At 67.1% G+C, this 26,333-nt stretch carries 23 protein-coding genes and 1 riboswitch; of the genes, 14 read left to right on the top strand and 9 right to left on the bottom strand.

What is annotated here, in order from left to right; all coding sequences use genetic code 11:
* The first annotated feature begins 16 nt into the window (after positions 1 to 16).
* Positions 17 to 688, top strand: a complete 672-nt coding sequence (locus AC3ITW_RS00995; RefSeq protein ID WP_489389969.1) for an alpha/beta hydrolase — start codon at positions 17 to 19, stop codon at positions 686 to 688.
* The gene (gene zapE / locus AC3ITW_RS01000; RefSeq protein WP_489389970.1) at positions 685 to 1,785 is read left to right on the top strand and encodes a cell division protein ZapE; all 1,101 of its coding nucleotides are present in this window, start codon (positions 685 to 687) and stop codon (positions 1,783 to 1,785) included. Before AC3ITW_RS00995 ends, zapE begins: the two co-directional genes overlap by 4 nt.
* Positions 1,786 to 1,860: 75 nt before the next feature.
* On the opposite strand, the gene AC3ITW_RS01005 is transcribed toward zapE, so the two are convergent.
* A complete protein-coding gene (locus AC3ITW_RS01005) occupies positions 1,861 to 2,697 on the bottom strand; it encodes a DUF2884 family protein (protein WP_489389971.1) in 837 nt (278 codons plus the stop codon).
* A 575-nt stretch (positions 2,698 to 3,272) separates the two neighbouring features.
* On the opposite strand from AC3ITW_RS01005, the gene AC3ITW_RS01010 reads away from it, so the two are divergent.
* A complete protein-coding gene (locus AC3ITW_RS01010) occupies positions 3,273 to 5,684 on the top strand; it encodes a ribonucleoside-diphosphate reductase subunit alpha (protein ID WP_004136104.1) in 2,412 nt (803 codons plus the stop codon).
* A 166-nt stretch (positions 5,685 to 5,850) separates the two neighbouring features.
* Positions 5,851 to 6,870, top strand: coding sequence for a ribonucleotide-diphosphate reductase subunit beta (locus AC3ITW_RS01015; RefSeq protein ID WP_012509755.1), 1,020 nt, complete (start codon positions 5,851 to 5,853; stop codon positions 6,868 to 6,870).
* A 157-nt stretch (positions 6,871 to 7,027) separates the two neighbouring features.
* Here AC3ITW_RS01015 and AC3ITW_RS01020 read toward each other — a convergent pair whose 3' ends face one another.
* Positions 7,028 to 7,663: a LysE family translocator gene (locus AC3ITW_RS01020; RefSeq protein WP_065724126.1), complete on the bottom strand. Its 636-nt coding sequence runs from the start codon at positions 7,661 to 7,663 to the stop codon at positions 7,028 to 7,030.
* 152 nt (positions 7,664 to 7,815) lie between these two features.
* Here AC3ITW_RS01020 and AC3ITW_RS01025 point away from each other — a divergent pair, with 152 nt between their 5' ends.
* The 3 genes from AC3ITW_RS01025 (at position 7,816) to AC3ITW_RS01035 (ending at position 10,334) form a co-directional block, all read left to right on the top strand.
* Entirely contained in the window at positions 7,816 to 8,217 is a 402-nt protein-coding gene (locus AC3ITW_RS01025) for an acyl-CoA thioesterase (RefSeq protein ID WP_004136204.1), read from the top strand.
* A gap of 55 nt (positions 8,218 to 8,272) precedes the next feature.
* On the top strand, positions 8,273 to 9,079 hold the full coding sequence (locus AC3ITW_RS01030; protein WP_012509757.1) for an NAD-dependent protein deacetylase: 807 nt from the start codon (positions 8,273 to 8,275) through the stop codon (positions 9,077 to 9,079).
* 154 nt (positions 9,080 to 9,233) lie between these two features.
* Complete coding sequence (locus AC3ITW_RS01035) at positions 9,234 to 10,334, top strand: NADH:flavin oxidoreductase/NADH oxidase (RefSeq protein ID WP_485617231.1); 1,101 nt, start codon at positions 9,234 to 9,236, stop codon at positions 10,332 to 10,334.
* A 3-nt stretch (positions 10,335 to 10,337) separates the two neighbouring features.
* On the opposite strand, the gene AC3ITW_RS01040 is transcribed toward AC3ITW_RS01035, so the two are convergent.
* The gene (locus AC3ITW_RS01040; RefSeq protein ID WP_485617232.1) at positions 10,338 to 11,249 is read right to left on the bottom strand and encodes a LysR family transcriptional regulator; all 912 of its coding nucleotides are present in this window, start codon (positions 11,247 to 11,249) and stop codon (positions 10,338 to 10,340) included.
* Between the two features lie 114 nt (positions 11,250 to 11,363).
* Between AC3ITW_RS01040 and purU the strand changes: the two genes are divergently transcribed.
* Positions 11,364 to 12,215, top strand: coding sequence for a formyltetrahydrofolate deformylase (purU, locus tag AC3ITW_RS01045; RefSeq protein ID WP_012509760.1), 852 nt, complete (start codon positions 11,364 to 11,366; stop codon positions 12,213 to 12,215).
* A gap of 112 nt (positions 12,216 to 12,327) precedes the next feature.
* Here the strand turns inward: purU and pncA are convergent, their stop codons facing one another.
* Both pncA and AC3ITW_RS01055 read right to left on the bottom strand, forming a co-directional pair.
* Entirely contained in the window at positions 12,328 to 12,954 is a 627-nt protein-coding gene (gene pncA / locus AC3ITW_RS01050; RefSeq protein ID WP_489389972.1) for a bifunctional nicotinamidase/pyrazinamidase, read from the bottom strand.
* Positions 12,955 to 13,009: 55 nt separating this feature from the next.
* Entirely contained in the window at positions 13,010 to 13,696 is a 687-nt protein-coding gene (locus AC3ITW_RS01055; protein ID WP_428993292.1) for an epoxyqueuosine reductase QueH, read from the bottom strand.
* Between the two features lie 161 nt (positions 13,697 to 13,857).
* Positions 13,858 to 14,072: riboswitch (cobalamin riboswitch) on the bottom strand.
* 154 nt (positions 14,073 to 14,226) lie between these two features.
* On the opposite strand from AC3ITW_RS01055, the gene AC3ITW_RS01060 reads away from it, so the two are divergent.
* Positions 14,227 to 16,074: a patatin-like phospholipase family protein gene (locus tag AC3ITW_RS01060; protein WP_174238293.1), complete on the top strand. Its 1,848-nt coding sequence runs from the start codon at positions 14,227 to 14,229 to the stop codon at positions 16,072 to 16,074.
* 59 nt (positions 16,075 to 16,133) lie between these two features.
* Here AC3ITW_RS01060 and AC3ITW_RS01065 read toward each other — a convergent pair whose 3' ends face one another.
* The gene (locus tag AC3ITW_RS01065) at positions 16,134 to 17,087 is read right to left on the bottom strand and encodes a DUF1028 domain-containing protein (RefSeq protein WP_100435543.1); all 954 of its coding nucleotides are present in this window, start codon (positions 17,085 to 17,087) and stop codon (positions 16,134 to 16,136) included.
* A 388-nt stretch (positions 17,088 to 17,475) separates the two neighbouring features.
* Positions 17,476 to 18,843 (bottom strand): helix-turn-helix domain-containing protein, encoded by a 1,368-nt coding sequence (locus AC3ITW_RS01070; protein ID WP_012509765.1) that lies wholly within the window; start codon positions 18,841 to 18,843, stop codon positions 17,476 to 17,478.
* Positions 18,844 to 18,958: 115 nt separating this feature from the next.
* Between AC3ITW_RS01070 and AC3ITW_RS01075 the strand changes: the two genes are divergently transcribed.
* Genes AC3ITW_RS01075 through mmsB form a run of 5 tightly spaced genes read left to right on the top strand, consistent with a single transcriptional unit; the run spans position 18,959 to position 24,498 of the window.
* The gene (locus AC3ITW_RS01075) at positions 18,959 to 20,464 is read left to right on the top strand and encodes a CoA-acylating methylmalonate-semialdehyde dehydrogenase (RefSeq protein WP_004136619.1); all 1,506 of its coding nucleotides are present in this window, start codon (positions 18,959 to 18,961) and stop codon (positions 20,462 to 20,464) included.
* A gap of 14 nt (positions 20,465 to 20,478) precedes the next feature.
* Positions 20,479 to 21,645: an acyl-CoA dehydrogenase family protein gene (locus AC3ITW_RS01080; RefSeq protein ID WP_004136621.1), complete on the top strand. Its 1,167-nt coding sequence runs from the start codon at positions 20,479 to 20,481 to the stop codon at positions 21,643 to 21,645.
* The gene (locus tag AC3ITW_RS01085) at positions 21,642 to 22,439 is read left to right on the top strand and encodes an enoyl-CoA hydratase (RefSeq protein ID WP_100435540.1); all 798 of its coding nucleotides are present in this window, start codon (positions 21,642 to 21,644) and stop codon (positions 22,437 to 22,439) included. Before AC3ITW_RS01080 ends, AC3ITW_RS01085 begins: the two co-directional genes overlap by 4 nt.
* A complete protein-coding gene (locus AC3ITW_RS01090) occupies positions 22,436 to 23,611 on the top strand; it encodes an enoyl-CoA hydratase/isomerase family protein (RefSeq protein ID WP_065724135.1) in 1,176 nt (391 codons plus the stop codon). Before AC3ITW_RS01085 ends, AC3ITW_RS01090 begins: the two co-directional genes overlap by 4 nt.
* Positions 23,608 to 24,498, top strand: a complete 891-nt coding sequence (gene mmsB, locus AC3ITW_RS01095) for a 3-hydroxyisobutyrate dehydrogenase (protein WP_057500038.1) — start codon at positions 23,608 to 23,610, stop codon at positions 24,496 to 24,498. The genes AC3ITW_RS01090 and mmsB overlap by 4 nt, the downstream gene beginning before the upstream one ends.
* A gap of 135 nt (positions 24,499 to 24,633) precedes the next feature.
* Here the strand turns inward: mmsB and AC3ITW_RS01100 are convergent, their stop codons facing one another.
* On the bottom strand, positions 24,634 to 25,059 hold the full coding sequence (locus tag AC3ITW_RS01100) for an organic hydroperoxide resistance protein (protein WP_004136651.1): 426 nt from the start codon (positions 25,057 to 25,059) through the stop codon (positions 24,634 to 24,636).
* Between the two features lie 111 nt (positions 25,060 to 25,170).
* Positions 25,171 to 26,127, bottom strand: coding sequence for a cation diffusion facilitator family transporter (locus AC3ITW_RS01105; protein ID WP_100435539.1), 957 nt, complete (start codon positions 26,125 to 26,127; stop codon positions 25,171 to 25,173).
* Positions 26,128 to 26,333: the final 206 nt, after the last annotated feature.

Raw genomic sequence — 26,333 nt, forward strand, 5'->3', positions numbered from 1 at the left:
ACGCTATCATGGTGCCATGCACAAGCCTTCGTTCCCCGTCGCCCCCGGCGAAACCGCCTGCCTCGAACTGGACGGCCCGGCCGGCCCGCTGGAAGTGGTCGTCGACCTGCCCAAGGCCGATGTGCCGGCGCAGCCGATCGTGGCGATCATCTGCCATCCGCTGTCCACCGAAGGCGGCACCCTGCACAACAAGGTGGTCACCATGACCGCCACCACCCTGCGCGAGCTGGGCATCGCCACGGTGCGCTTCAACTTCCGCAGCGTCGGTGGTTCGGCCGGTGAGTTCGATCACGGCGTGGGCGAGCAGGACGACCTGAAGGCGGTCGCCGCCTGGGTGCGCAGCCAGCGTCCGGATGACCGCCTGTGGCTGGCCGGTTTCAGCTTCGGCTCGTTCGTTTCTTTGAAGGCCGCTGCCGCGCTGCAGCCGGAAGCGCTGGTCTCGATCGCGCCGCCGGCGGGCCGTTGGGACTTCGACGGCATCGCACCGCCGGCGCGCTGGCTGGTGATCCAGGGCGAGCAGGACGAGATCGTCGATCCGCAGGCCGTCTACCAGTGGCTGGACACGCTGGACTTCCCGCATGAGCTGGTGCGCATGCCCGAGACCAGCCACTTCTTCCACCGCAAGCTGATCGATCTGCGCGGCGCGTTGACCCACGGCGTCAAGCACTGGCTGGGCGCGGCGGCATGAGTGCAACCGAGTTGACCCCGTCGCAGCGGTACGCGGAAGGGGTTGCCCGTGGCGATTGGCAGAACGACCCGGCCCAGCACGCGGCGCTGGCCGAGCTGGACCGCATCCACCTGGGCCTGCTGGACAGTGCCGAGGACGGTTGGCTGGATCGCCTGTCCTCGTTCTGGAAGAAGCCCGAGCCGGTCAAGGGCCTGTACTTCTGGGGCGGCGTCGGTCGCGGCAAGACGTTCCTGGTCGACCTGTTCTACGACGGCCTGCCGATCAAGCAGAAGTACCGCACCCACTTCCATCGCTTCATGCGCAGCGTCCACGAGCGCTTGCGTGAACACCAGGGGCAGAGCGATCCACTGGCGAAGATCGCCCAGGAGTGGCGCAGCAACCTGCGCGTGCTGGTGCTGGACGAATTCTTCGTCACCGACATCGGCGATGCCATGCTGCTGGCGCGGCTGCTGGAGCGGATGTTCGCCGAGGGCGTGACCCTGGTCACCACCTCCAACACGGCGGTGGAAAACCTGTATCTCAACGGCCTGCAGCGTGAGAGTTTCATGCCGGCCATCGACCTGCTGCAGCGCTTCTGCGTCGAGCTGTACGCCGAGGGCACCGAGGACTACCGCATGCGCGCGCTGACCCGCTCGCCGGTGTACCGCGCACCGTTGGCCGCCGACAGCGATGAATGGCTGGCCACGCGCTGGAACGAACTGAGTGGCGGCCAACCGGCCAAGACCGGCAACATCGAGATCGAGGGCCGCAAGATCCCGGTCCGCGGCCGTGGCAAGAGCATCGCCTGGTTCGATTTCGCTGCGTTGTGCGAGGGCCCGCGTGGCCCGTCGGACTACATCGAGATCGCGCACGAGTTCAACACCGTGCTGCTGGGCGGCATCCCTGCGTTCGACCGCCTGAACGAAGATGCCGCGCGCCGCTTCGTCAATCTGATCGACGAACTGTACGACCGCCACGTCAACCTGGTCTGTACCGCCAGCACTTCGCCGGTCGAGCTGTATTCCGGCACCCGCCTGCAGGGCGCGTTCGAGCGCACCGCCTCGCGCCTGATTGAAATGCAGAGCGCCGAATACCTGGGTACCCCGCACCGGGCGTGAGGGCGCCACCCAGGTAAATGCGTTGCCGGCCAGGGTTCCGGTAGTGCCGGCCGCTGGCCGGCATCCGCCGCGCAGTTATCGGGAAGGTGCCACGGCGTTGTCACGCGGCCGCTCATCCGGCCCGGCCGACACATGCAGGCCCGAGCCATCGCCGTGCTCCACCCGCACACTCTCGCCGCGCTCCAGCAGCCGTAGCGGCTGGCCCTGGTAGCGCACCTCCAGCGCGTCGTGGGCCGCTGCCAGCGACTGCACCAACGGGCACAGCGCCATCGCCTTGGCCTCCAGCTGCTGGCTGCGCGCTTCCATGCGGCGGTCGACTTCGGCATCGAGGCGGTCGGCGCGGCGCTCCATGGCGCCGGCGCGGCCCGTGAACACCTGCCACAACACGCTGCGGGTCATCGACCCGACCATCGTCTCGGCCATCTGCTCGATATGCGCGTCGAAGCCGTCGCCGAAGGCTTCCTGTTCCCAGTAGCCGCGGCCCAGGCTGGCGTCGATCCAGTCCTGCATCTCGCCGCGCATGGCACGCATCTGGCGGTTGCGGGACTTGCCGGTGATGGCCTCGAAGGCGGCATCCAGTGCGTCGAAGGTGACCCCGGAGACTTCGTGGGCCAGCGCCGTGGCCGCCGGCATCAGCTGGCGGGCACCGGCCTCTATCTGCCGCAGGCGGGCGGCGTCGGCGGTGCTGACCGTCACCATCCTGCCGTCCAGGCTCAGCTCGCCGTCGTGGAACACCACTTCATGCGGCGCCTGTGGGCCGTGCCGCAGCCAGATGCCGCCGCTGTCCACCAGCACGTCGTAGTCGGTATGGATGCCGCACTGGTCCGAACGCAGGTCCGGTCCTTCGGCGGCCAGTGCCGGGGCAATGAACAGGGCGGGCAGCAGGGCCAGGGCGGGCAGTGACAGGCGCATCGGAACATCCTTCTCCGGAACCGAAGGTCCCCAGCATCCGCTGTCTGGGCGAGGCCGTCACCGGCCGGAAGTCACCCGTCCACCGGATTCCCACCGGCTGCCCACCACCTATCCACAGGGTTGTCCCTAGCCAGTTTCATCACTGTCATGTGAAGCTGTCATCGTTCCGCTGGTGGGGCGCTGATTGCTACCGCCGTGACGTTTTTCGGGCTTGACTGCGCAGCCCGTTCCAGCAGGTTCAAAGCGTCCAAACCAGGCGCCGACGGCCCGATCCTTGCGGCGCAAGGGATTGCCGAATTTCACTACATTTGGCGTTGACGGACCCCCTGACCCCCACTATCTTGTGGCTGACGGCGTTGGGAACCCCAAGCCGCCGGGTCCATGGAATGGATCGCCGGACCCTCCGGTGATGCGCCCTCCACGCCCGAAGCGGCACCGGTCAGCACTACCAGCAGCAGCCACAGGCGCAGGTCTCAATTCCTGCGACGCCGGTCTGCAATGCTGGGGTGTCATGTCCCGGGCCGCGTCATCCGATGCACCGAGCCACCATCCATCACGCCAAGAGGACTCACGCCGTGACCACCGAATCCAGCGCCACCATCGAGAAGGAAAGCGAATTCCTGTTGACGTCGCCGCCGACGGCCAACGCGATGAGTGTGACCAAGCGCAATGGCACGACCGAGCTGGTGGATCTGAACAAGATCGTGCGCGCGGTGCAGCGTTCCTCCGAAGGCCTGCACGCCGTCGATCCGATGCGCGTGGCAACCCGCACCATTTCCGGCCTGTACAACGGCGCCACCACCCGCGAGCTGGACGAACTGTCCATCCGCACCGCCGCCCTGCTGATCGGTGAAGAGCCCGAGTACGGCCGCCTGGCCGCACGCCTGCTGGCCAACTACATCGCCAAGGAAGTCTCGGGCCAGGAAATCTACGCCTTCTCGCAGTCGGTTGGTCGTGGCCACGAAGTGGGCCTGATCAACGACCGCCTGCTGAACTTCGTGCAGACCAACGCACGCAAGCTCAACGATGCGATCGACATGTCGCTGGACCTGAACTTCGATTACTTCGGCCTGCGCACCCTGTACGACCGCTACCTGCTGCGCCATCCGCACACCCGCAAGGTGATCGAGACCCCGCAGCAGTTCTTCCTGCGTATCGCCAGCGCGCTGAGCGAGGACGTGCCGGAGGCCCTGGCGCTGTACAAGCGCATGGGCAACCTGGACTACCTGCCGTCCAGCCCGACCCTGTTCAACTCCGGCACCACCCACGAGCAGCTGTCCTCGTGCTTCCTGCTGGATTCGCCGCAGGATTCGCTGGAGTCGATCTACTCCAAGTACGGCGATATCGCCCAGCTGTCGAAGTTCTCCGGCGGCATCGGCGTCAGCTACACCCGCGTGCGTTCGCGCGGTTCGCTGATCAAGTCCACCAACGGCCATTCCAACGGCATCGTGCCGTGGCTGAAGACCATGGATTCGTCGGTGGCTGCAGTGAACCAGGGCGGCAAGCGCAAGGGCGCGGCCTGCGTGTACCTGGAAACCTGGCACGCCGACGTCGAGGACTTCCTTGAACTGCGTGACAACACCGGCGACGAATCGCGCCGTGCGCACAACCTGAACCTGGCCAACTGGATCCCGGACCTGTTCATGAAGCGCGTCGAGGCCGACCAGGAATGGTCGCTGTTCGATCCGCGCGTGGTGCCGGAGTTCACCGACCTGTTCGGTGAAGCCTTCGAAGCCGCCTACCTGCAGGCCGAGGCACAGGGCAAGGCCAACCGCACCATCTCCGCGCGCAAGCTGTACTCGCGGATGATGCGCACCCTGGCCGAGACCGGCAACGGCTGGATGACCTTCAAGGACAAGTGCAACCGCGCCAGCAACCAGACCCTGCGCGCCGGCAACGTGATCCACCTGTCCAACCTGTGCACCGAAATCCTGGAAGTCACCTCGGCCGAAGAGACCGCGGTGTGCAACCTGGGTTCGATCAACCTGGGCAACCACTTCGACGGCAACGGCGAGTTCGATTTCGACAAGCTGGCCGACACCGTGCGTCTGGCCGTGCGCCAGCTCGACCGCGTGATCGACCTGAACTTCTACCCGATCGAATCGGCGCGCCGTGGCAATCTGCGCTGGCGCCCGGTCGGCCTGGGCTGCATGGGCCTGCAGGACGTGTTCTTCCGCAAGCGCCTGCCGTTCGACGGCGCCGAAGCCCGCGCGCTGTCGAAGAAGATCGCTGAGACCATCTACTTCCACGCGCTGGAAACCTCGGTCGAACTGGCCCAGGAACGCGGCAAGCACCCGTCCTTCGCCGACACCCGTGCGGCCAGCGGCGAGCTGCAGTTCGATGCCTGGAACGTGGTGCCCGAAGACGCCGAGCGTTGGGATAGCCTGCGCGAGCGCATCAAGGAACATGGCCTGCGCAACTCGCTGATGATCGCCATCGCACCGACCGCGACCATCGCCTCGATTGCCGGCTGCTACGAGTGCGTTGAGCCGCAGGTGTCCAACCTGTTCAAGCGCGAAACCCTGTCCGGTGACTTCCTGCAGGTCAACCGCTACCTGGTGAACGAGCTGAAGAAGCTGGGCCACTGGACCCCGGAAATGCGCGACGCGATCAAGCTGGCCGAAGGCTCGATCCAGGGCATCACGCAGATTCCGGAAACGCTGCGCCACGTCTACCGCACCGCGTGGGAACTGCCGATGCGTTCGCTGATCGACATGGCCGCCGACCGTGGCGCCTTCATCGACCAGTCCGCCTCGCTCAACCTGTTCATGGAAAGCCCGAACATCGGCGCGATGTCCTCCATGTACATGTACGCCTGGAAGCAGGGCATCAAGACCACCTACTACCTGCGTTCGCGTCCGGCCACCAAGATCGCCAAGACCACGGTCAGCCACGCCGCAGGCGCGGCCCCGGAGAAGGTGTTCAGCCCGGAAGAGGCCATCGCCTGCTCGCTGGAAAACCCGGAAGCCTGCGAAGCCTGCCAATAAGAGCGGCCGTGCCGGCCTATGGCCGGCACCCCTCGCTGTAGAGTCGAGCCATGCTCGACTACATAAATGACACGTCCGTAGAGCCGAGCCATGCTCGGCTGCTGAAATGACAAGGTAGCGCCGGGCCACGCCCGGCGTTTTGACCCGAGAAGACAAGGAAACACCCATGGCCGACAAGCCCAAGCAGATGCTGCTCGATCCCGGTTTTGAACTGACCCTGCGCCCTATGCGCTACCCGCAGTTCTATGACATGTACCGGAATGCGATCAAGAACACCTGGACGGTGGAAGAGATCAACTTCCAGATCGACATCAGCGACCTGCACAGCAAGATGTCGCCGGGCGAGCGTCACCTGATCCACCGCCTGGTGGCGTTCTTCGCCACCGGCGATTCGATCGTGTCCAACAACCTGGTGCTGAACCTGTACCAGCACTTGAACGCACCCGAAGCGCGCATGTACCTGTCGCGCCAGCTGTACGAAGAAGCGCTGCACGTGCAGTTCTACCTGACCCTGCTCGACAACTACCTGCCGGATCCGGACGAGCGCGTCAAAGCCTTCGCCGCGGTGGAGAACATCGACTCGATCAAGAAGAAGGCCGATTTCTGCTTCAAGTGGATCGACTCGATCCAGAACCTGAAGCGCATCGAGACCCGCGAAGAGCGTCGCCAGTTCCTGCTCAACCAGATCTGCTTCGCCGCATGCATCGAAGGCCTGTTCTTCTTCGCCGCGTTCGCCTACGTGTACTACTTCCGTTCGCGCGGCCTGCTCAACGGCCTGGCCTCGGGCACCAACTGGGTGTTCCGCGACGAAAGTGCGCACATGGACTTCGCCTTCGAGTGCGTGGACGTGATCCGCGAGGAAGAGCCGGACCTGTTCGACGACAAGATGAAGCAGGATGTCTATGACATGCTGGCCGAAGCGATCGAGTGCGAAGTGCAGTTCGCCGAGGACGTGCTGTCCGGTGGCGTGGCGGGCATCTCCACCCGTGACATGCGCCAGTACCTGCAGCACTGCGCCGACAACCATTTCCATCGCCTGGGCATGGAGCGCAAGTACAACGTGCGCAACCCGCTGAGCTTCATGGAACTGCAGGACGTGCAGGAACTGACCAACTTCTTCGAACGCCGCGCCTCGGCCTACCAGGTGGGCGTGCAGGGCGAAGTCGCCTTCGACATGAACTTCTGATCGAACCAGTCAGGCCTGTCGCAACGAGAAACCCCGGCCAACGCCGGGGTTTTTTGTTGGTAGCGCCGGGCCATGCCCGGCGGAAACCGTCCGGCACGACGGACAACGTCGGCCGCGCTGCGCGCTCGCCGGGCATGGCCCGGCGCTGCCGTATGTCTTACCGCCGCCCTTCCACCGCCATCCGCACCGCCAGCCCGGCCAGCACCGTGCCCATCAGCCAGCGTTGCACCACCTGCCAGGTCGGGCGCGCGGCGAGGAAGCCGGCGATGCTGCCCGCGGTCAGCGCGATGATGCCGTTCACGGTCACACTCACCGCGATCTGGGTGGAGCCCAGCACCACCGATTGCAGCAGCACGCTGCCTTCGCTGTCCGGGTGCAGGAACTGCGGCAGCAGCGACAGGTACATCACCGCCACTTTCGGGTTCAACAGATTGGTCAGGAAGCCCATCGTGAACAGCTTGCGCTGGCTGTCCTGCGGAAGCTCGCGTACCGCGAACGGCGAGCGGCCGCCGGGCTTGAGCGCCTGCCAGGCCAGGTACAGCAGGTACAGCGCGCCACCAATGCGCAGCGCGTCGTAGGCGAACGGTACGGTCATCAGCAGGGCGGTGATGCCCAGCGCCGCGCACAGCATGTAGAACACGAAGCCCAGCGCCACCCCGCCCAGTGAGATCAGGCCTGCCACCGGCCCCTGGCAGATCGAACGCGAGATCACGTAGATCATGTTCGGCCCGGGCGTGAGCACCATGGCCAGCGAAACCAGCGCAAAGGCCAGCAGGTCGGAAGTGGCGGGCATGGGCAGTCCTGGCAGTGGGCGTGGCGCAGTGTAACGCCTGCCACAGGCGCGGCCTGCGCAGGCACCGCTGCCGGGTGACCGTTGCACGTGCATTTCGATGGCCATCACGCCGGTCGCTTAGAATCCGCAGCACCCCACACTGAAGCACCCCCATGACCCCGATCCACGAGACCGTGCCGCCCACCGAAGTGCGCATGGCCGAAATCGTCTTCCCCAACCACACCAACCACCTTGGCACCCTGTTCGGTGGCCAGGCGCTGGCGTGGATGGACAAGGCCGCCTTCCTGGCCGCCGCACGCTATTCGCGCCGCACCGTGGTGACCGCGCGCAGCGACCAGGTCGACTTCAAGCTGCCGATCCGGATCGGCCAGATGGTGGAAACCATTGGCCGCATCGTCGAAGTCGGCCGCAGCTCGATGAAGGTGGAGGTGGAACTGGTCGCCGAAGACCTGCACAGCGGCGAGCGCAAGCTGTGCACCCGCGGCCACTTCGTGATGATCGCGCTGGACGAGGAAGGCCACCCGATCGCGGTGCCGCCGCTGCCGACAGCCTGATCCGCCGGCTGAACCTGCGCTTGCGGGGGCGGCGCCGCGCCCCCATCTGGCAGCCATGACCCCGCCACTGACCGACTTCATCGACCGCGCCCAGCGCCTGTTCGTACTGACCGGCGCCGGCTGCAGCACCGCCTCGGGCATTCCCGATTACCGCGATGCCGACGGCCAGTGGAAACGCACGCCGCCGGTGACTTACCAGGCCTTCATGGGCGAGGCGGCCACCCGCCAGCGCTACTGGGCGCGCAGCCTGCTGGGTTGGCCGCGCTTCGGCCTGGCCCAGCCCAACGGCACCCACCAGGCCCTGGCGGCCCTGGAAAGCCGCGGCACGCTACAGGTGCTGCTGACCCAGAATGTGGACGGCCTGCACCAGCGTGCCGGCAGCCACAACGTGATCGACCTGCACGGCCGTCTGGATCTGGTGCGCTGCATGGGCTGCGAGCGTCGCAGTGATCGTGAGGACTTCCAGCAGCGCCTGTTGGACGCCAATCCCGGCTGGGACGCGCTGGAGGCCGGCATCGCGCCCGATGGTGATGCCGATCTGGAGACCGATTTCTCTGCGTTCGTGGTGCCCGAGTGCCCGCACTGCGGCAGCGTGCTGAAGCCGGACGTGGTGTTCTTCGGCGAGAACGTGCCGCGTGAACGCGTGGCGGCGGTGCACGATCACCTGCAGCAGGCTGACGCCGTACTCGTAGTGGGTTCGTCGCTGATGGTCTATTCCGGTTTCCGCTTCGTGCAGGCCGCAGCCAAGGCGGGGCTGCCGGTAGCCGCGCTGAACCGTGGCCGCACCCGCGCCGACGACCTGCTGTTGTTCAAGGACGAGCGGGATTGCGCGGAAGCACTGGCTGGGTTCGTCCTCGGGTAGCGCCGGGCCATGCCCGGCGGAAACGGGGTGCCGCGCTGCGCGCCGGCGCTACCCACATCGCGCCCCCACGAAACAGCGATCCATCCAGACGGTTGATTCGCAGGCCGTGCGGCGGTGCAATACGCCCCCCCATCCGCTTCTCCCCCGCCTCGCCGTGACCCAGCTGTTTTCGCCGATCTCGTTCGGCCCCCTGACCCTGTCCAACCGCATCGTCATCGCGCCGATGTGCCAGTACTCCGCCGAAGACGGTCGCGCCAGCGATTGGCACGCCATGCACCTGGGCAACCTGGCGCAGTCCGGTGCCGGCCTGCTGATCCTGGAAGCCACCGCGGTCGAACCGCGCGGCCGCATCAGCTGGGCCGACCTGGGCCTGTGGGACGACGGCACCGAGGCCGCGCTGGCACAGGTGCTGACCAGCGTGCGCCGCTGGTCGCCGATGCCGCTGGGCATCCAGCTGGGCCATGCCGGCCGCAAGGCCTCGGTGAGGCGTCCGTGGGACGGTGGTGGTCAGTTGCCGGCCGACGATGCGCGTGGCTGGGCCACCGTGGCGCCGTCGCCGCTGCCGTTCCATGCCGCCGATCCGGCACCGCAGGAACTGGACGAGGCCGGCATCGCCGAGGTCATCGCCGCCTTCGCCGCCAGTGCGGTTCGCGCCGAGCGCCTGGGCTTCGAGCTGATCGAGCTGCATGCCGCGCACGGTTATCTGCTGCACCAGTTCCTGTCGCCGCTGAGCAACCGCCGCGCCGATGGCTACGGTGGCTCGCTGCCGAACCGCCTGCGCCTGCTGGTGGAGGTGTTTGATGCCGTGCGTGCGGCGGTGTCCGACAAGGTCGCGGTGGGCGTGCGTATTTCCGCCAGCGACTGGGTCGATGGTGGATGGGACCTGGTGCAGAGCGAAGCGCTGGCACAGGTGATGGACGCGCGCGGCTGCAACTTCCTGCATGTCTCCAGCGGCGGCCTGGACGAGCGCCAGAAGATCACCGTCGGCCCGGGTTACCAGGTGCCGTTCGCGGCGGCGATCAAGGCCAAGGTGCGCATGCCGGTTATCGCGGTGGGCATGATCACCGAACCGGAGCAGGCCGAGTCGATCCTGCGCCATCGCCACGCCGATGCGGTAGCGCTGGCGCGCGGCATCCTCTACGACCCGCGCTGGCCGTGGCATGCCGCCGCCGCGCTGCGTGACAGTGTGGACGCGGCGCTGCAGTACCTGCGCTGCGAGCCGCGTGATGCGCGCGGCGTGTTCAAGACGCGCTGAGGCTCACACCCGCCAGGCCGGCGCCATGCCGGCCTGCAGGTGCTCGAACAGCGCGCGGATCTTGGCGGTGAAGTCGCGGCGGTCGCTGACGCAGAAATAGACCTCCATCGGCGCCGGGCGCCATTCGCTGTCGGCACCGAACACCGCCTGCAGGCGGCCATCGCGCAGGTAGGGCTCGGCCACGAATGCAGCCAACCGCGTGATGCCGGCACCGGCCACCGCCAGCGTCGCCAGCGCATCGATGTCATCGCAGACCATGCTCGGTGGCAGTGCCGCGTCCACGCGCTGGCCATCCTTCAGCAGTCCCCAGCGCAGCGGCCGGCCGTCGGTGGGAAAGCGGTGCAGCAGCCCGCGATGGCCGCTCAGCTCGGAGGGTTGCTGCGGGGTGCCGTGTGCCTTCAGGTAGGCCGGCGAGGCGCAGAACACGAACGGCACGCGCGCCAGCTGCCGTGCGACGACCCCGTCCTCCAGCTGTGCACCGATGCGGATGCTGGCATCCACCGCTTCCGGGCCGTGCTGCACGGCGCGATCGGTCAGCCGCAGCTCCAGCTGCAGTTGCGGGTAGCGCTGCTGCAGCGAAGGCAGCAACGGCGCAAGCACGTGGCGACCGAACGCGCTGCTGCTGGCGATGCGCAGCGGTCCTGCCGGTTCGATGTCACCGGAGGTGATCATCGCCTGCGCGCGCGCCAGGTCGGCTTCGATGTGGCGCACTTGCGCCAGGTACAACGCGCCGGCCTCGCTGAGGGCCAGCTGGCGCGTACTTCGGTTCAGCAACCGTACGCCCAGATGCGCCTCCAGCCGGTTGATGTTCTGGCCGACTGCGGTGGCGCTGATGCCAAGGATGCGGGCCGCAGCGGCAATGCTGCCGGTCTCTGCGGTGCGGGTGAAGCTGCGGATCAATTGCAACAGGTTCATGACCGACCAGCTTGCCATGGAGAAACCCAAGTATCGCTTGGGACTGAACCAAGCAGGTCGGTTGCATCGGTGACCATCGATCCGCCGGGCCGGGCGCTGCCCTACACTCGGGCGATGCGCCCCGATTCCATCCTGACCCTGTCCTGCCCCGACCGTACCGGTATCGTCTACCGCGTGTCCGGCCTGCTGTTCGACCACGGCTGCAACATCCTCGACGCCCAGCAGTTCGGCGACGAGGAAAGCGGCCGCTTCTTCCTGCGCGTGCATTTCGACCGCGATGCTGGTCTGCCGCTGGAGACCGTGCATGCGGCCATGGCTACGCTCGCCGCCGGCTTCGGCATGGACTGGCAGCTGCACGATGGCCGCCGCCGCGCGCGCCTGCTGGTGCTGGTCAGCAAGCAAGGACACTGCCTCAATGACCTGCTGTTCCGCGCCCACAGCGGCCAGCTGAAGGTCGACATCGCGGCGGTGGCGTCCAACCACGCCGATTTCGCAGCGCTGGCCGCGTCCTACCAGGTGCCGTTCCACCACCTGCCGGTGACCGCCGATACGCGTGCGGTGCAGGAACAGCAGATCATCGACCTGGTCGAACGCGAACGCATCGACCTGGTGGTACTGGCGCGCTACATGCAGATCCTGTCACCCACGTTGTGCCGCGCCCTGGCCGGCCGTGCGATCAACATCCACCACAGCTTCCTGCCCAGCTTCAAGGGCGCGCAGCCGTATCATCAGGCGCACGCACGCGGGGTCAAGATCATTGGTGCCACCGCGCACTACGTCACCGAGGATCTGGACGAAGGTCCGATCATCGAACAGGACGTGGCCCGCGTGGACCACGCGATGGTTCCGCGCGAACTGGTGCGGCTGGGCAGCGATACCGAATCGCTGGTGCTGGCACGCGCCGTGCGCCGCCATGTGGAACACCGCATCCTGCTCAACGGGCACCGTACGGTCGTGTTCCGGTAGTGCCGGCCGCTGGCCGGCAACAGCAGAGATCCCGGGGTTGCCGGCCAGCGGCCGGCACTACCGTTTCGGGTCGGATTACCGGTAGCGCCGGGCCGTGCCCGGCGGTGGTGGGTCAGGCGATCGCGATCCCCGCCTTGCCAAGCGCCTCGCGCACCATCCCGTCGTTGGCGTCGGTTACCGGCTTGGTCAGCTCCCACAGGAATCTCACCCGGAAGCCGGACTTCACCGCGTCCTGCGCGCTCCACAGCACGCAGTAGTCGCGGGCCAGGCCGCACACGTGCACCTCGCGGATGCCACGCTCGTGCAGCCAACCGGCCAGGCCGGTGGCGGGGCGGGTACCGTCGGGGCCATGGTTCTCGCGGAAGGCACTGTATGAATCCACTTGCTGGCGGGTGCCCTTGCGCAGGATCAAGTCGGCCACGGTCCAGTCCACGCCGGGATGCAGGGCGGCACCGGCGCTGCCCTGCACGCAGTGGTCCGGCCACAGGGTCTGCGGCTGCGCGTGCAGCAGGATGGTCTCGAAGGGCCGTCGGCCGGGGTGCTGGCTGGCGAACGAGGCATGGTCGGCCGGGTGCCAGTCCTGGGTCGCCACCACGGTGCGGTAGCGGCGCTGCGCCAGCAGTTCGGCAATCGGTGCTACCAACGCATCGCCCTGGTCGCAGGCCAGTGTGCCACCGGGCATGAAGTCCGGCTGCAGGTCGATCACCAGCAGGGCGACATCGGCGGGCAGGGCGGTCATGGCAGATCCGGTACAACGAAAGGGGCGACCAGCGTGGCCGCCCCATGCGCACACGTCAATCGCCCTGCGGCGTCTCAGCGTCCTGCCCGTAGTACAGCAGGCCGATCTTGATCCGTTCGCGGCCGTTCTCGCGGCGGTGGCGGTTGGCATCGCGCAGCGAGTACACGCAGCCGCAGTATTCCTGCTGGTAGAACTGCTCGCGCTTGCTGATCTCGACCATGCGGCTGGCGCCACCGCCCTTGCGCCAGTTGTAATCCCAGTACTGCAGGCCTTCATAGCGGGATGCAGCGCGGATGCCACAGTCGTTGATCTGCGCCATGTTCTTCCAGCGCGAAATGCCCAGCGACGAACTGATGGTGTCGTAGCCATGCTCGTGCGCATACAAGGCGGTGCGCTCGAAACGCATGTCGAAGCACATCGTGCAGCGGATACCACGCTCTGGCTCGTTCTCCATGCCGCGTGCACGGCTGAACCAGTTGTCGGTGTCGTAGTCGCAGTCGATGAAAGGAATGCCGTGCTGCTCGGCGAAGCGGATGTTCTCCTGCTTGCGCAGCTCGTACTCCTTCACCGGATGAATGTTGGGGTTGTAGAAGAAGATCGCGTAGTCGATCCCGGAGGCGGTGATCGCCTCCATCACTTCGCCGGAGCAGGGTGCGCAGCACGAGTGCAGCAGCAGGCGCTGGCCGTTTTCGGGCAGGGACAGGGTGGGGCGTTGGAGCTCGGTCATCGTCAGGTACCGCATGGACCGCCGGCAACGGCGGTGGCCCATGCATCAGCGCGTGGGTGAACAGGTCTGGCCGGAAACCGTGAACAGGACGCACGCGGCCGCACCGCCTGCAGGCGCAGGACAACGACGGCCCCGGCAACCTCCCCGCGGAGATTCCAGGTCGAGTCAGGGGACGGTCGTGTCCCCCGGCCGGGGCCGGTATTCGGGCTGATGGACACGGGCCGCAGCCCACCTACTACCCGCCGCTTCCCAGGCGTGAGCCCAGTGCTGTTGGCAGGATTCGTTTCCATTCACCGCTGCGGGGCAGCTCCGGAATGGGCGCGCGAGGCGCCTTCACCGGATTCCCGTTTAAATTCCTGCCGCCATCAACGCCACGGCAGGGATACCTTCGGCGTGCCCACGGTGGACGCGTCGAGGGCAATGGTCAAGGGCCAATGAAAGCGCAGGGCTGTGGCTCGTTTCTCAGGCTGTGAGAGCGCCTCTTGCGATACTGGGCACCGACAGACGGGAGGTGGCTCGTGGCGGCGAAGTACTGCGATCTGGTCATGAAAGGCGGCATCACCAGCGGCATCGTGTATCCCAATGCGGTACTGGCGCTGGCCCGCGAATATCGTTTCAAGAGCATCGGCGGCACCTCGGCCGGCGCCATCGCCGCGGCGGTGGCGGCCGCGGCGGCGTGCGGTGATCGTCGCCAGCAGGCGGGTGAACACCTGCCCGGCGATGCAGGCTATGGCGGGCTGTCGGCGGTGTCGGCGCAGCTGTCGCGTCGCGGGTTCATCTACAGCCTGTTCCAGCCGGCGCGAGGCGCGCGCGCCGCCTACCGGCTGCTGGTGGTGCTGACCGGCAATGCCCGCCTGCCGCACAAACTGCTGTGCCTGGCCGTCGCGGTATTCGAGATCGCGCCGCTGGAAGTGCTGGTGTCGCTGGCGCTGCTGCTCGGCCTGGGCTGGTGGGGCGGCGGTTGGAGCGGCGTGGCCGCCACGCTGCTGCCGTCGCTGCTGTGCGCCTATGGTGCCGGCGTGGCCGGTGCCGCGCTGCGCGTGGCCCGGGTGGCGCGGCGCAACCTGTTGGGCCTGTGCAGCGGCCTTGGCCGTGATGCGCGCAGACCGGCATTGACCGAATGGTTGCATGAAAGCCTGCAGCAGCTGTCCGGCAAGCCGCTGGATGCACCGTTGACCTTCGCCGACCTGCACGATGCGCCGCGCTATGCCGGCGAGCCGGACAGCCCGCATGCGATCAGCCTGCAGATGATCACCACCTGTGTGTCGCACAACGAGCCGCGCACCTTGCCGCTGGGTGGTGCGCAGTTCTGGTTCCTGCGCGAGGAGTTCGAGCAGCTGTTCCCGGCCAGCGTGGTGCAGTGGCTGGTGACGCAGGCCGGCCCGCCGCTGGAGGTGGAGGGGCGCCGGTACTACCACCTGCCGCAGGGCCCGAAGCTGCCGGTGCTGGTGGCCACGCGCATGAGCCTGAGCTTCCCGCTGCTGATCAGCGCGGTGCCGTTGCATGAGCCCTCGCGCCGCGAGCGTCGCTGCGAACCGACCGCACCTGCGGCCGACCAGGAGCACAACGTGGCCGACAGCATGGAAGGGCTGACCAGTGCCGGGCAGACCTGCGGACCGGTGATCACCGCGTTCCGCATCTGCTGGTTCTCCGATGGTGGCATCAGCAGCAACTTCCCGATCCATCTGTTCGATGCCGCGTTGCCGCGCTGGCCAACCTTCGCCATCAATCTGGTCTACCCGCAGCATGCCGAAGACGTGAGCCACGGCAGCAGTGGCCGCCAGGCGCTGGAACACGCCGTGTTCCTGCCCACCGAGAACCGCCACGGTTGGCAGCGTACCTACCAGTCGATCGCTACGCCGCTGGCGGCCGCAGAACTGGGCCGTTTCCTGTTCGCGGTGGTGGCGACCATGCAGAACTGGCGCGACCTGCTGCAGGCGCGCGCACCGGGCTACCGCGACCGCATCGTGCACGTCAGCCTGCAGGGCGACGAAGGCGGCATGAACCTGGACATGCCACAGGAGGTGCTGACCCGCATTGCCGATAAGGGCAGCCTGGCCGGTGCACGCTTCTGTTCGTTCTCGTTCGAGAACCATTACTGGATCCGCTGGCGCAACCTGGCCTCGGCCTACCAGCGCTACACGCTGGAAGTGGCGCGTACCGATGACCCGGCACAGCAGGTGCTGGCCTACCGCGCAGCTTATTCGATGGTTGCCAGTGGCCAGCCGACGCCGCCGTCGTACAAGCTGGGCTCGGAAGACAAGCGGTTGGCCTCGCAGCAGTTGTGGGGGCTGATGGTCGAGCAGGGGCGCAGCTGGGACGACCTGGGCCCGGACCTCACCGACGGCGCACCGCGCCCGCTGCCGCAGATGAAGGTGACGCCGATCTATTGATCGATGCCCGGCGGCTTTTTCCATCGCTGCGCTCGCCGGGCATGGCCCGGCGCTACCGTCTATCGCCACGGCGCCACCACCGCATCACCCTGCAACGGCGCATACAACGGCAATGCCAGTTCCTGCTTCACCCAGCCCGGATTGAGCGCACGCAGGCCGGCCAGATATTCGCGGGCCAGCGCTGTATCGCCCTGTCGCATCGCCAATCGTGCGGCGCGCGCCCAGGTGCGGTCCCAGCCGTGTGCCAGCGACAACGAGGTTGCCAGCGCCGCGCGCGCACCTGCCACATCACCCTTCTCCCAACGCTCCTCGGCGTGGATGATCGCTTCGTTCGACAGGCGCATGTCGTACAGCTCGCGCAGCCTCGCCACCGCACGCGGGTCGGCGTCCACGCGCAGGTCGGTGTCCTGCCAGTCGCCACCGGGCGTACGCACCAGCAGCGCCGCCGACCACTGCCCGCTGCGTTGACCACCCGCTGCCTGACCGGCTTCCAGCGCCGCAAGCAGGCGTGCGGCCAGCGGCCCACGTGAGGCGGCGAAGACGCGTTGCATCGCCGCCAGCACCTCGGGCCCGGCCAGGCCATTGCCTTGCAAACTCAGCATGCCCTCGCCCTGCGCACCGGCCCAATCCGCCTGCTGCGCAGTAGCGCCGGTGTACTGCGCATTGCCGCCGCGTGCGCTGACCAGTCCCACTTGGCGCTCGGCAAGCGTGGTGCCATCGAAGTTGCCGTCTTCATCCAACAGCTGCTTCAGCACCTGCGAAGGCGTGCGGCCTTTGGCCAACAGCTCAAGGCCTTTGGAGCCATAGGTCGGGTTGGTCTCGAACTGGCTGGCGACCGCGCCCACCTTCGCCTGTGCCCACGGCACACCCACGCCGCCGACCGCCAGGTTGTGCGTAGCCACCGCCACACCGCAGTCGCCGGCCTCATTGCAGGCCGCAATGGAAAAGGTCGCCCACGCCGGCGCAGCAAAGGCAGCGAGCAGCAGGGCCAGACAAGAGCGCAGTAATGACATGGGGTGTCTCCAGGGCGGGCATTGCAATGGGATGCAGCCTACGCACGAAAGGTTTAGTAGATCCACGCCATGCGTGGATCTACCGTGTCGACCAAGGTCGACACCCACCAAGAGCAGCGTGCCGACCAACGGTCAGCACCCACCAACGGTCAGCACCCACCAACAGTCAGCACCCACCAACAGCAGCAGGAAACTGTCGAAGGCGGGGTGGTGTCGGATTGCGGGGTGTCCGCGGCATGGATGCCGCGGCCAAGCCCCCAGGGACGGGTTCACGGCGTCCCCGCAATCCGACATCACCCCGCCATCCCACGGAATGCCAGCTTTTGCCGTTGCTGTTGCCGTTGCTTCGGCCTCTGCAGGTGCAGGGCGCAGCCCTGCCGAACCACCCCTACCTCCCCGGCAACTGCGCGAACGCGCGCTGCATGCAGTCCTCGCGCGGGCACACCCGGCACCCCGGTCCGATCGACACCGAATTACCCGGGCTCTGCACATCCAGCCCCAGTGAATACACCAGCCGCTCGGCGTGCTGCAGATCGCAGCCCAGCGCCACCGCGAACGTCTTGCGCGGCTGGCCATGGCCCACCGGCCCGCTGCTGACCTGCCGCGCCAGCCAGAAATGGCGGCGGCCATCGGGCATGCGCGCGGTCTGCGTCAGGATGCGCCCCGGCTGGTTGAACGCCTCGTAGACGATCCACAGCGGGCACGAGCCACCCACCTGCGAGAAGTGGAAATCGGTGGCGGAGTGGCGCTTGGATACGTTGCCGGCGCGGTCCACCCGGATGAAGAAAAACGGCAGGCCGGGTGCGCTGCGCCGTGCCAGCGTGCTCAGCCGGTGGCAGACCGCTTCGAAGCCGACGCCGAACTGATGCGCCAGCAGTTCGATGTCGTAGCTGCTGGCTTCGGCCGCACGCAGGAAGCGCATGTACGGCATCACCAGCGCGCCGGCGAAATAGTTGGAAAGACCGATCCGTGCCTGCGCGATGCGCGCGTCATCGGTGAAGCCGGCACGCGCCACCACCGCATCGATCTGCGGCAGGTAGCCGTGCAGTGCCAGCTCGGCGGCCATCTGGAATGCCTGCTGGCCAGGCTCCAGATAATCGGGCAGCCACAGCCGCCGCGCACCGGCGTCGTACTGGCGCTTTTCGCGCCCGGCCTGCAGTGCGGCCACCTCCACCAGCACGCCATGGCGGTCGGCCAGCAGCTGGCGCAGCCGTGGTGCCACATGCCCCGGTGACAGCCCCCACTCGGCGAACAGCTGCTCGGCCAACTCATCCAGCTCGGGGATGTGGTTGTGCATGCGGTTGAAGAACTCGCGTACCTGGTCGCCAGCGGGCAAGGTGCTGCCGGCGCCGGGCTCACCCAGCTGGAACTCCAGTGCGGCGGCATGCTCGCGCAGCGCCAGGTGGCGGCGGTGCAGGTCCAGCAGCGCGCGGCTGACCTGCGGCAGGTTGCCGGCCAGCGCGCGCAGCTCCGTGGCGCTGACCTCGGCCAGGCCCAGGTCGCGCAGGGTCTCGCCCAGCGCTTCCTGCAGCGCGGCGGGCTCATCGTCGTCGAACAGGGCGGAAACATCGCCCAACACCTCGCCCAGCTTCTTCTGCACGGCCGGCGTGAGTGGACGCTTGTTGCGCTCGATCTGGTTCAGGTAGCTGGCCGACAGCCCCAGCGCCTGCGCCAGGGCCGCCTGGCTGTAGCCGCGCTGTTCGCGCAGCCGCAGCAGGCGAAGGCCGAGTTGCCGCTGGGTGGCTGAATAATTCACAGAATTAACATGAATCGTCTGGCGTGTTGGCCAGATTAAGCGGATTCAGCCCGGAAATCGAGGTGGTTGCTGTGAATAATGCCAAGCATCTTTCGCACCCCGTGGGATTGTCGTCATGACTGTTGCAGCGCCCCGTATCCGCATGCTGATCGATGGCCAGTTCGTTGAATCGGCTACTTCCCACTGGCAGGACGTGATCAATCCGGCCACCCAGGACGTGCTGGCCAAGGTGCCGTTCGCCACCACCGGCGAAGTGGACGCCGCCGTCGCCGCCGCCAAGGAAGCCTTCAAGACCTGGCGCAAGACCCCGATCGGTACCCGTGCGCGCATCTTCCTGAAGTACCAGCAGCTGATCCGCGAGAACATGAGCGAGCTGGCGCACATCCTCACCGCCGAACAGGGCAAGACCCTGCCCGACGCCGAAGGCGATGTGTTCCGCGGCCTGGAAGTGGTCGAGCACGCCGCCGCCATCGGCAACCTGCAGCTGGGCGAGCTGGCCAACAACGTGGCCACCGGCGTCGACACCTACTCGATCATGCAGCCGCTGGGCGTGTGCGCCGGCATCACCCCGTTCAATTTCCCGGCGATGATCCCGCTGTGGATGTTCCCGATGGCCATTGCCACCGGCAACACCTTCATCCTCAAGCCGTCCGAGCAGGACCCGATGGTCACCATGCGCCTGGTCGAGCTTGCTCTGGAAGCAGGCATCCCGAAGGGCGTGCTGAACGTCGTCCACGGCGGCGAGGAAGTGGTCAACGCGATCTGCGACCACCCGGACATCAAGGCCGTGTCGTTCGTCGGTTCCACCCGCGTCGGCACCCACGTCTACAACCGTGCCTCGCTGGCCGGCAAGCGCGTGCAGTGCATGATGGGCGCCAAGAACCACGCCGTGGTGCTGCCGGACGCCAACAAGGAACAGACCCTCAACGCGATGGTCGGCGCCGCCTTCGGTGCCGCGGGCCAGCGCTGCATGGCCGCCTCCACCCTGGTGCTGGTCGGTGAAGCACGCAACTGGGTGCAGGACCTGGTCACCAAGGCCAAGACACTGAAGGTCAGCGGCGGCACCGTCGCCGGCACCGACGTCGGTCCGGTCATTTCCTGCAGCGCCCGCGAGCGCGTGGAAGGCCTGATCGCCTCGGGCGTGGAGCAGGGTGCCAAGCTGGTGCTGGACGGTCGCAAGCCGCAGGTCGATGGTTTCGAGAAGGGCAACTTCGTCGGCCCGACCATCTTTGCCGGTGTCACCACCGACATGCGCATCTACCAGGAAGAAATCTTCGGGCCGGTGCTGGTCATCCTCGAAGCGGAAACGCTGGAAGAGGCCATCGCGATGGTCAACAGCAACCCGAACGGCAACGGCACCGCACTGTTCACCCAGTCCGGCGCCGCCGCGCGCAAGTTCCAGGAAGACATCGACGTCGGCCAGGTCGGCATCAACGTGCCGATTCCGGTGCCGGTGCCGCTGTTCTCGTTCACCGGTTCGCGCGCGTCCAAGCTGGGCGACCTGGGCCCGTACGGCAAGCAGGTGGTGCTGTTCTACACCCAGACCAAGACGGTCACCGCGCGCTGGTTCGATGACGAGACGCTCAGCCATGGCGTCAACACCACGATCAGCCTGAAGTAACGGCAGGAGCAGCCATGAGCCACTCGATGACGACGGAACTGGAAGAAGCGCAGCAGGCGTACCGCGAGGCGGCGCGCGACTTCGCACAGGCCGAACTGGCGCCGCACGCCGCGCGATGGGATGCGGAGGGCATCTTTCCGCGCGAGGCGATCGCCAAGGCCGGTGAACTGGGCTTCTGCGGTCTGTACATGGACCCGGAAGTGGGCGGTAGCGGCCTGAGCCGACTGGACGCCGCCGTCGTCATCGAGGAGCTCGCCAACGTCGATCCGTCGACCGCGGCGTACATCAGCATCCACAACATGGCGTCGTGGATGGTGTCCAAGTGGGGCCAGCCGGCGCTGCGCGATGCGTGGGGAACCGATCTGTCCTCGGGCAGCAAGTTGGCCTCGTACTGCCTGACCGAACCGGGTGCCGGTTCCGATGCGGCCTCGCTGAAGACCACCGCCGTGCGCGACGGTGACTTCTATGTGCTGAACGGTTCCAAGGCCTTCATTTCCGGCGCCGGTGCCACCGAACTGCTGGTGGTGATGGCGCGTACCGGTGGTGCCGGTGCCGGTGGTGTCAGCGCCATTGCGGTGCCGGCCGACCTGCCGGGCATCAGCTTCGGCCGCAAGGAAGAGAAGATGGGCTGGAACAGCCAGCCCACCCGCGGCATCACCTTCGAGAACGTCCGCGTGCCGGTCAGCCACCTTCTGGGAGAGGAAGGCGGCGGCTTCAAGCTGGCGATGAAGGGGCTCGATGGCGGCCGCATCAACATCGCCGCCTGCTCGCTGGGCGCTGCGCAGGGCGCGCTGGATGCCGCACGCCGCTACATGGGCGAGCGCCGTCAGTTTGGCAAGACCCTGTCCGAATTCCAGGCGCTGCAGTTCAAGCTGGCCGACATGGCCATCGAACTGGTGGCCGCACGGCAGATGGTGCACACCGCCGCGCGCAAGCTCGATGCCGGCGCCAGCGATGCCAACGTGTGGTGCGCGATGGCCAAGCGCTTCGCCACCGATGCTGGCTTCAACATCTGCAACGAAGCACTGCAGATCCACGGTGGCTACGGCTACATCCGCGAATACCCGATCGAACGCCTGCTGCGCGATTCGCGCGTGCACCAGATCCTGGAAGGCACCAACGAGATCATGCGGGTGATCGTTGCCCGTCACCTGCTCAACACCGAAGAGGAACTGCGATGAAGGATTGGCGTACCCAGGAACACGTGGGCCTGAAGGTCGAGGCCGATGGCCACACCGCGGTCATCACCCTGCACAACCCGCCGGCGCATACCTGGACCGTGCACAGCCTGTCGGCGCTGCGCGACCTGGTGGGCGCGCTCAACGCAGACCGCGACATCTACGCGCTGGTGATCACTGGCGACGGCGAGAAGTTCTTCTCCGCCGGTGCCGACCTCAACCAGTTCGCCTCGGGCGACAAGGCCGCCGCACGCGAAGCCGCACGCCGTTTCGGCGAAGCCTTCGAAGCGCTGTCCGCCTTCCGTGGCGTGTCGATCGCTGCGATCAACGGCTACGCCATGGGCGGTGGCCTGGAATGCGCGCTGGCCTGCGACCTGCGCATCATCGAAGAGCACGCCCAGGTGGCGCTGCCGGAGGCCACCGTTGGCCTGCTACCGTGCGCCGGTGGCACCCAGAACCTGCCGCGCCTGGTGGGCGAGGGCTGGGCCAAGCGCATGATCCTGCTGGGCGAGCGCATCAACGCCGAGACCGCACTGCGGATTGGCCTGGCCGAAGAAAAGGTCGGCAAGGGCGAAGCCAAGGCACTGGCGCTGGAATGGGCGGCCAAGGCCGGCAAGCAGAGCCCGACCAGCATCGCCGCCTGCAAGACCCTGGTGCAGTCCACCCGCACCGGCACCCACGCCTCGGCGCTGGTGGCCGAGCGCGAAGCCTTCGTCGACCTGTTCGACACCGCCGACCAGGTCGAGGGTGTGAGCGCCTTCCTGGAAAAGCGCGCCGCGCAGTGGAAGAACGCATGAGCACCGACACTGCTGCCGATGACGCACCGGTGCTGTTCGAAGAGCGCGCAGCCGGCAACGGCACGCGCATCGGCATCGCCACGCTCAACGCGCCGCGTACGCTCAACGGCTTCTCGCTGCCGATGGCGCACCTGCTGCTGAAGCAGTTGAATGCCTGGGCCGACGACGATGGCATCGCCATGGTGGTGCTGCAGGGCGCTGGCGAAAAGGCGTTCTGCGCCGGCGGTGACCTGCACAGTCTGTACAAGAGCATGGTCGCCTTCCGCGAGGCCGGCCGCAGCGACATCCGCGAGAACGACTACGCCGCCGAGTTCTTCGACGTCGAATACCGCGTCGATTATCTGATCCACACCTATACCAAGCCGATCCTGTGCTGGGGTCACGGCATCGTGATGGGCGGTGGCATCGGCCTGATGTCCGGCGCCAGCCACCGCGTGGTCAGCGAGCGCTCCAAGCTGGCCTTCCCGGAAATCACCGTCGGCCTTTTCCCGGATGTGGGTGGCAGCTGGCTGTTGCCGCGCGTGCCGGGCAAGGGCGGCCTGTTCCTGGCCCTGACCGGCGCGCTGCTGAACCCGGGCGACGCCATCTACGCCGGCCTGGCCGACGTGCACGTGGCCGAAGAACGCCGCAGCGCGGTGTTCGATGCGCTGCTGCAGGTCGCGTGGTCCAGCAACGCCGCACACAACCACGAACGCCTCAGCCATCTGCTGCAGTCGCATGCAAGCGACGCCGCCACCGGCCCGCTGCTGGCCAATGCGGCGCAGGTCGAGGCGCTGTGCGAAGGCGATGAGCTGCAGGCCATCGTCGCGCGCATTGCTGGTCTGCAGACCGACGATGCCTGGCTGCAGGCCGCACAGAAGACCCTCGCCGCCGGTGCACCCGGCTCGGCAAGGCTGTCGTACGAACTGCAGCGCCGCAGTGCCGGCCAGGACCTGGCCGAAATCTACCGCCTGGAGTACATCGTCGCCCTGCATTGCGCCGCCCACGGTGATTTCGCCGAAGGCATCCGCGCGCTGCTGATCGACAAGGACCGCAATCCGCAGTGGAACCCGGCCACCCTGGCCGAGGCCACCGGCGCGTGGGCCGACACCTTCTTCGCTTCCCCCTGGGCCGATGCCGCGCATCCGCTGGCCGACCTGGGCACTCCCCTTGTTGAAAGGAGCCTTGCATGAGCCGCATTGCATTCATCGGGTTGGGCAACATGGGTGGCCCGATGGCCGCCAATCTGGTCAAGAACGGCCATACCGTGCGCGTGTTCGATCTGGTCCCGGCCGCGGTGCAGGCCGCCGTCGATGCCGGCGCCAGCGCGGCCGCATCGGCGCGTGAAACCCTGGCCGATGCCGAGGTGGTGATCTCGATGCTGCCGGCCAGCCGCCACGTCGAAGGCGTGTACCTGGGCGAGGACGGCATTCTTGCCGCGATTCCGGCCGGCGCACTGGTCATCGACTGCAGCACGATCGCACCGGCCAGCGCCCGCAAGGTCTCTGAAGCCGCTGCCGCACGTGGCCTGCAGATGATCGACGCACCGGTGTCCGGCGGTACCGCCGGTGCCCAGGCCGGCACCCTGACCTTCATCGTCGGTGGTGAGGAGGACGCGCTGGAACGCGCGCGCCCGGTGCTGCAGGCGATGGGCAAGAACATCTTCCATGTCGGCGCCAGTGGTGCCGGCCAGGTGGCCAAGCTGTGCAACAACATGGCGCTGGGCGTGATCATGGCCGTCACCGGTGAAGCCATCGCCCTCGGCGTGGCGCACGGGCTGGACCCGAAGGTGCTGTCGCAGATGATGGCGGTCAGCACCGGCCGCAGCTGGGCCACCGAAGTGTGCAACCCGTGGCCGGGCGTGCTGGAAAACGCCCCGGCCTCGCGCGGCTACAGCGGCGGCTTCGGCAGCGATCTGATGCTGAAGGACATGGGCCTGGCGGTGGAAGCGGCGATGAGTGTCGGCGCCTCGATCCCGCTGGGCGAAGTGGCGCGCAACCTGTATTCGATGAACCACCAGGCCGGCCGCGGCAAGCTGGATTTCTCCAGCGTCGTGCAGCTCATTACGAGCGAGAAGTAAGCGAATGCGTCCCCGGCCACGTGCCGGGGCCCACCCGGGGTGGGATGGGCGGATGCATGGTTTCGACCGGCATCCGCCCATTTTTTTGGGGTCGGATCCCTTTCGCAAGGCGAAAGGGCTCTGACCCCGGCCGCATCAGGCAACGATCAGCGTCACGTCGATGTTGCCGCGGGTGGCGTTGGAGTACGGGCACACGATGTGCGCCTTCTGCACCAGGTCTTCCACCTGCTCGCGCGGCACGCCCGGCACGTTGATGGTCAGCTCGGCTTCGATGCCGAAACCGGTCGGGATCTGGCCGATGCCGACCTTGCCGGTGACGGTGGTCTCTGCCGGCAGCGCGACCTTGGCCTGGCCGGCGACGAACTTCAGCGCGCCCAGGAAGCAGGCCGAGTAGCCGGCCGCGAACAGCTGTTCCGGGTTGGTGCCCGGGCCGCCGGCGCCGCCCAGCTCGCGCGGGGTCGACAGCTGGATATCCAGCACGTTGTCGGAGGAGACGGAACGGCCTTCACGGCCGCCGGTGGAGGTGGCCTGGGCGGTGTACAGAACCTTTTCGATGGACATCGGGATGCTCCTGGTCGGTGGGTGGGTGTTGCGATGGAGCCTACTTTGCCCGGTTTCCGCGTACGTTGGGTTGCAATGCGTACGAAAAATTTGATCGATCGTCCTGCCAGCCTAGATCGTCCATTCGCGGTCGGTGGTGAACATGATGGTCAGCCAGCGGTCCGGCGAGGCCTCGCCCAGTGCATCGCCGATCTCGTCGCGCAGCTGGTCCCATTCCACCAAGGGCCGCGGCGGGTCGTTTTCCGGCACCACGAAGAACAGCTCGATCTGCTCGCCACGCCCCACCTGGGCCACGTAGCTGCGGTGCTCGACGAAGCCGTGCTTGGCCACGATCCCGCGTGCCACTGCATCCACATGGGCCTGCAGTTCCGGCGGGGTGACCAGCAGGATGCCGGCCAGCGCCCGGCGCACCGTGCCGATCGGGGCGATCATCACCAGCACGCAGACGAAGGCGAGGATGGCCGGGTCGATGTACGGCCCGACCCACGCCAGCGACGTGCCCTGCACCAGTACGCCGCCGAGAAACGCCAGCAGGTAGCAGGCCGACATGCTGGCCGCGATCACCCAGTTCTTCGCGTCCAATGCGATGAACTCCGAGCCGATGCGACGGTTGGCGCGCAGGATGAACCAGGCCAGTGCGCCTTCGCCCACGATCGACAGCCCGGCGAAGGCAATGGCCGGGCCGAGGGCGATGTGGCGGCCCCCGGACATCAACGCGTCCACCGCATTGACCAGCGCATACAGCGCCGCACCGATCATCAGTGTGCCGCTGACCCCCAGCACGATCGGCTCCAGGTGCCAGAAGCCCATGGTGAAGCGCTGGTTGAGCCGCGATTGCAGCGCATCGGTCTGCGTGGACAGCGCGATCAACCGCGCCACCAGCAGTGACAGCCAGGTCATCACCACGTCGATCAGGCCGTAGATGCCGTCGAAGATGATCAGCGAGGAATTGGCCAGCAGGCCGAACACCACCGCCGCCGCGGCCAACAGCAGAGAGGCGGCGATCGACAGGCGCAGCACGCCCTGTTCGGTGGCGGGGTCGAAGAACTGCGGGCGGTTGGCGGCCATGGTTCAATTGTAGAGCGGAGCCAGGCTCCGCTGCCTTTCGCTGCCTCGCCGGCCATCCGCGCTACCCCCGTGGGGCCGCTTCCCGTAGACTGCGTCCCTCCCACGTACCGACGCCCGCCTGCAGTGATCACGCCACCCTGACCCTTGCCGCACATCGGCAGCCGGCCTGCCCGGCTCAGGAACCCGTGTCTTTCCACTGCAGCGCC

The organism is Stenotrophomonas sp. KH_052, from assembly GCF_057838755.1.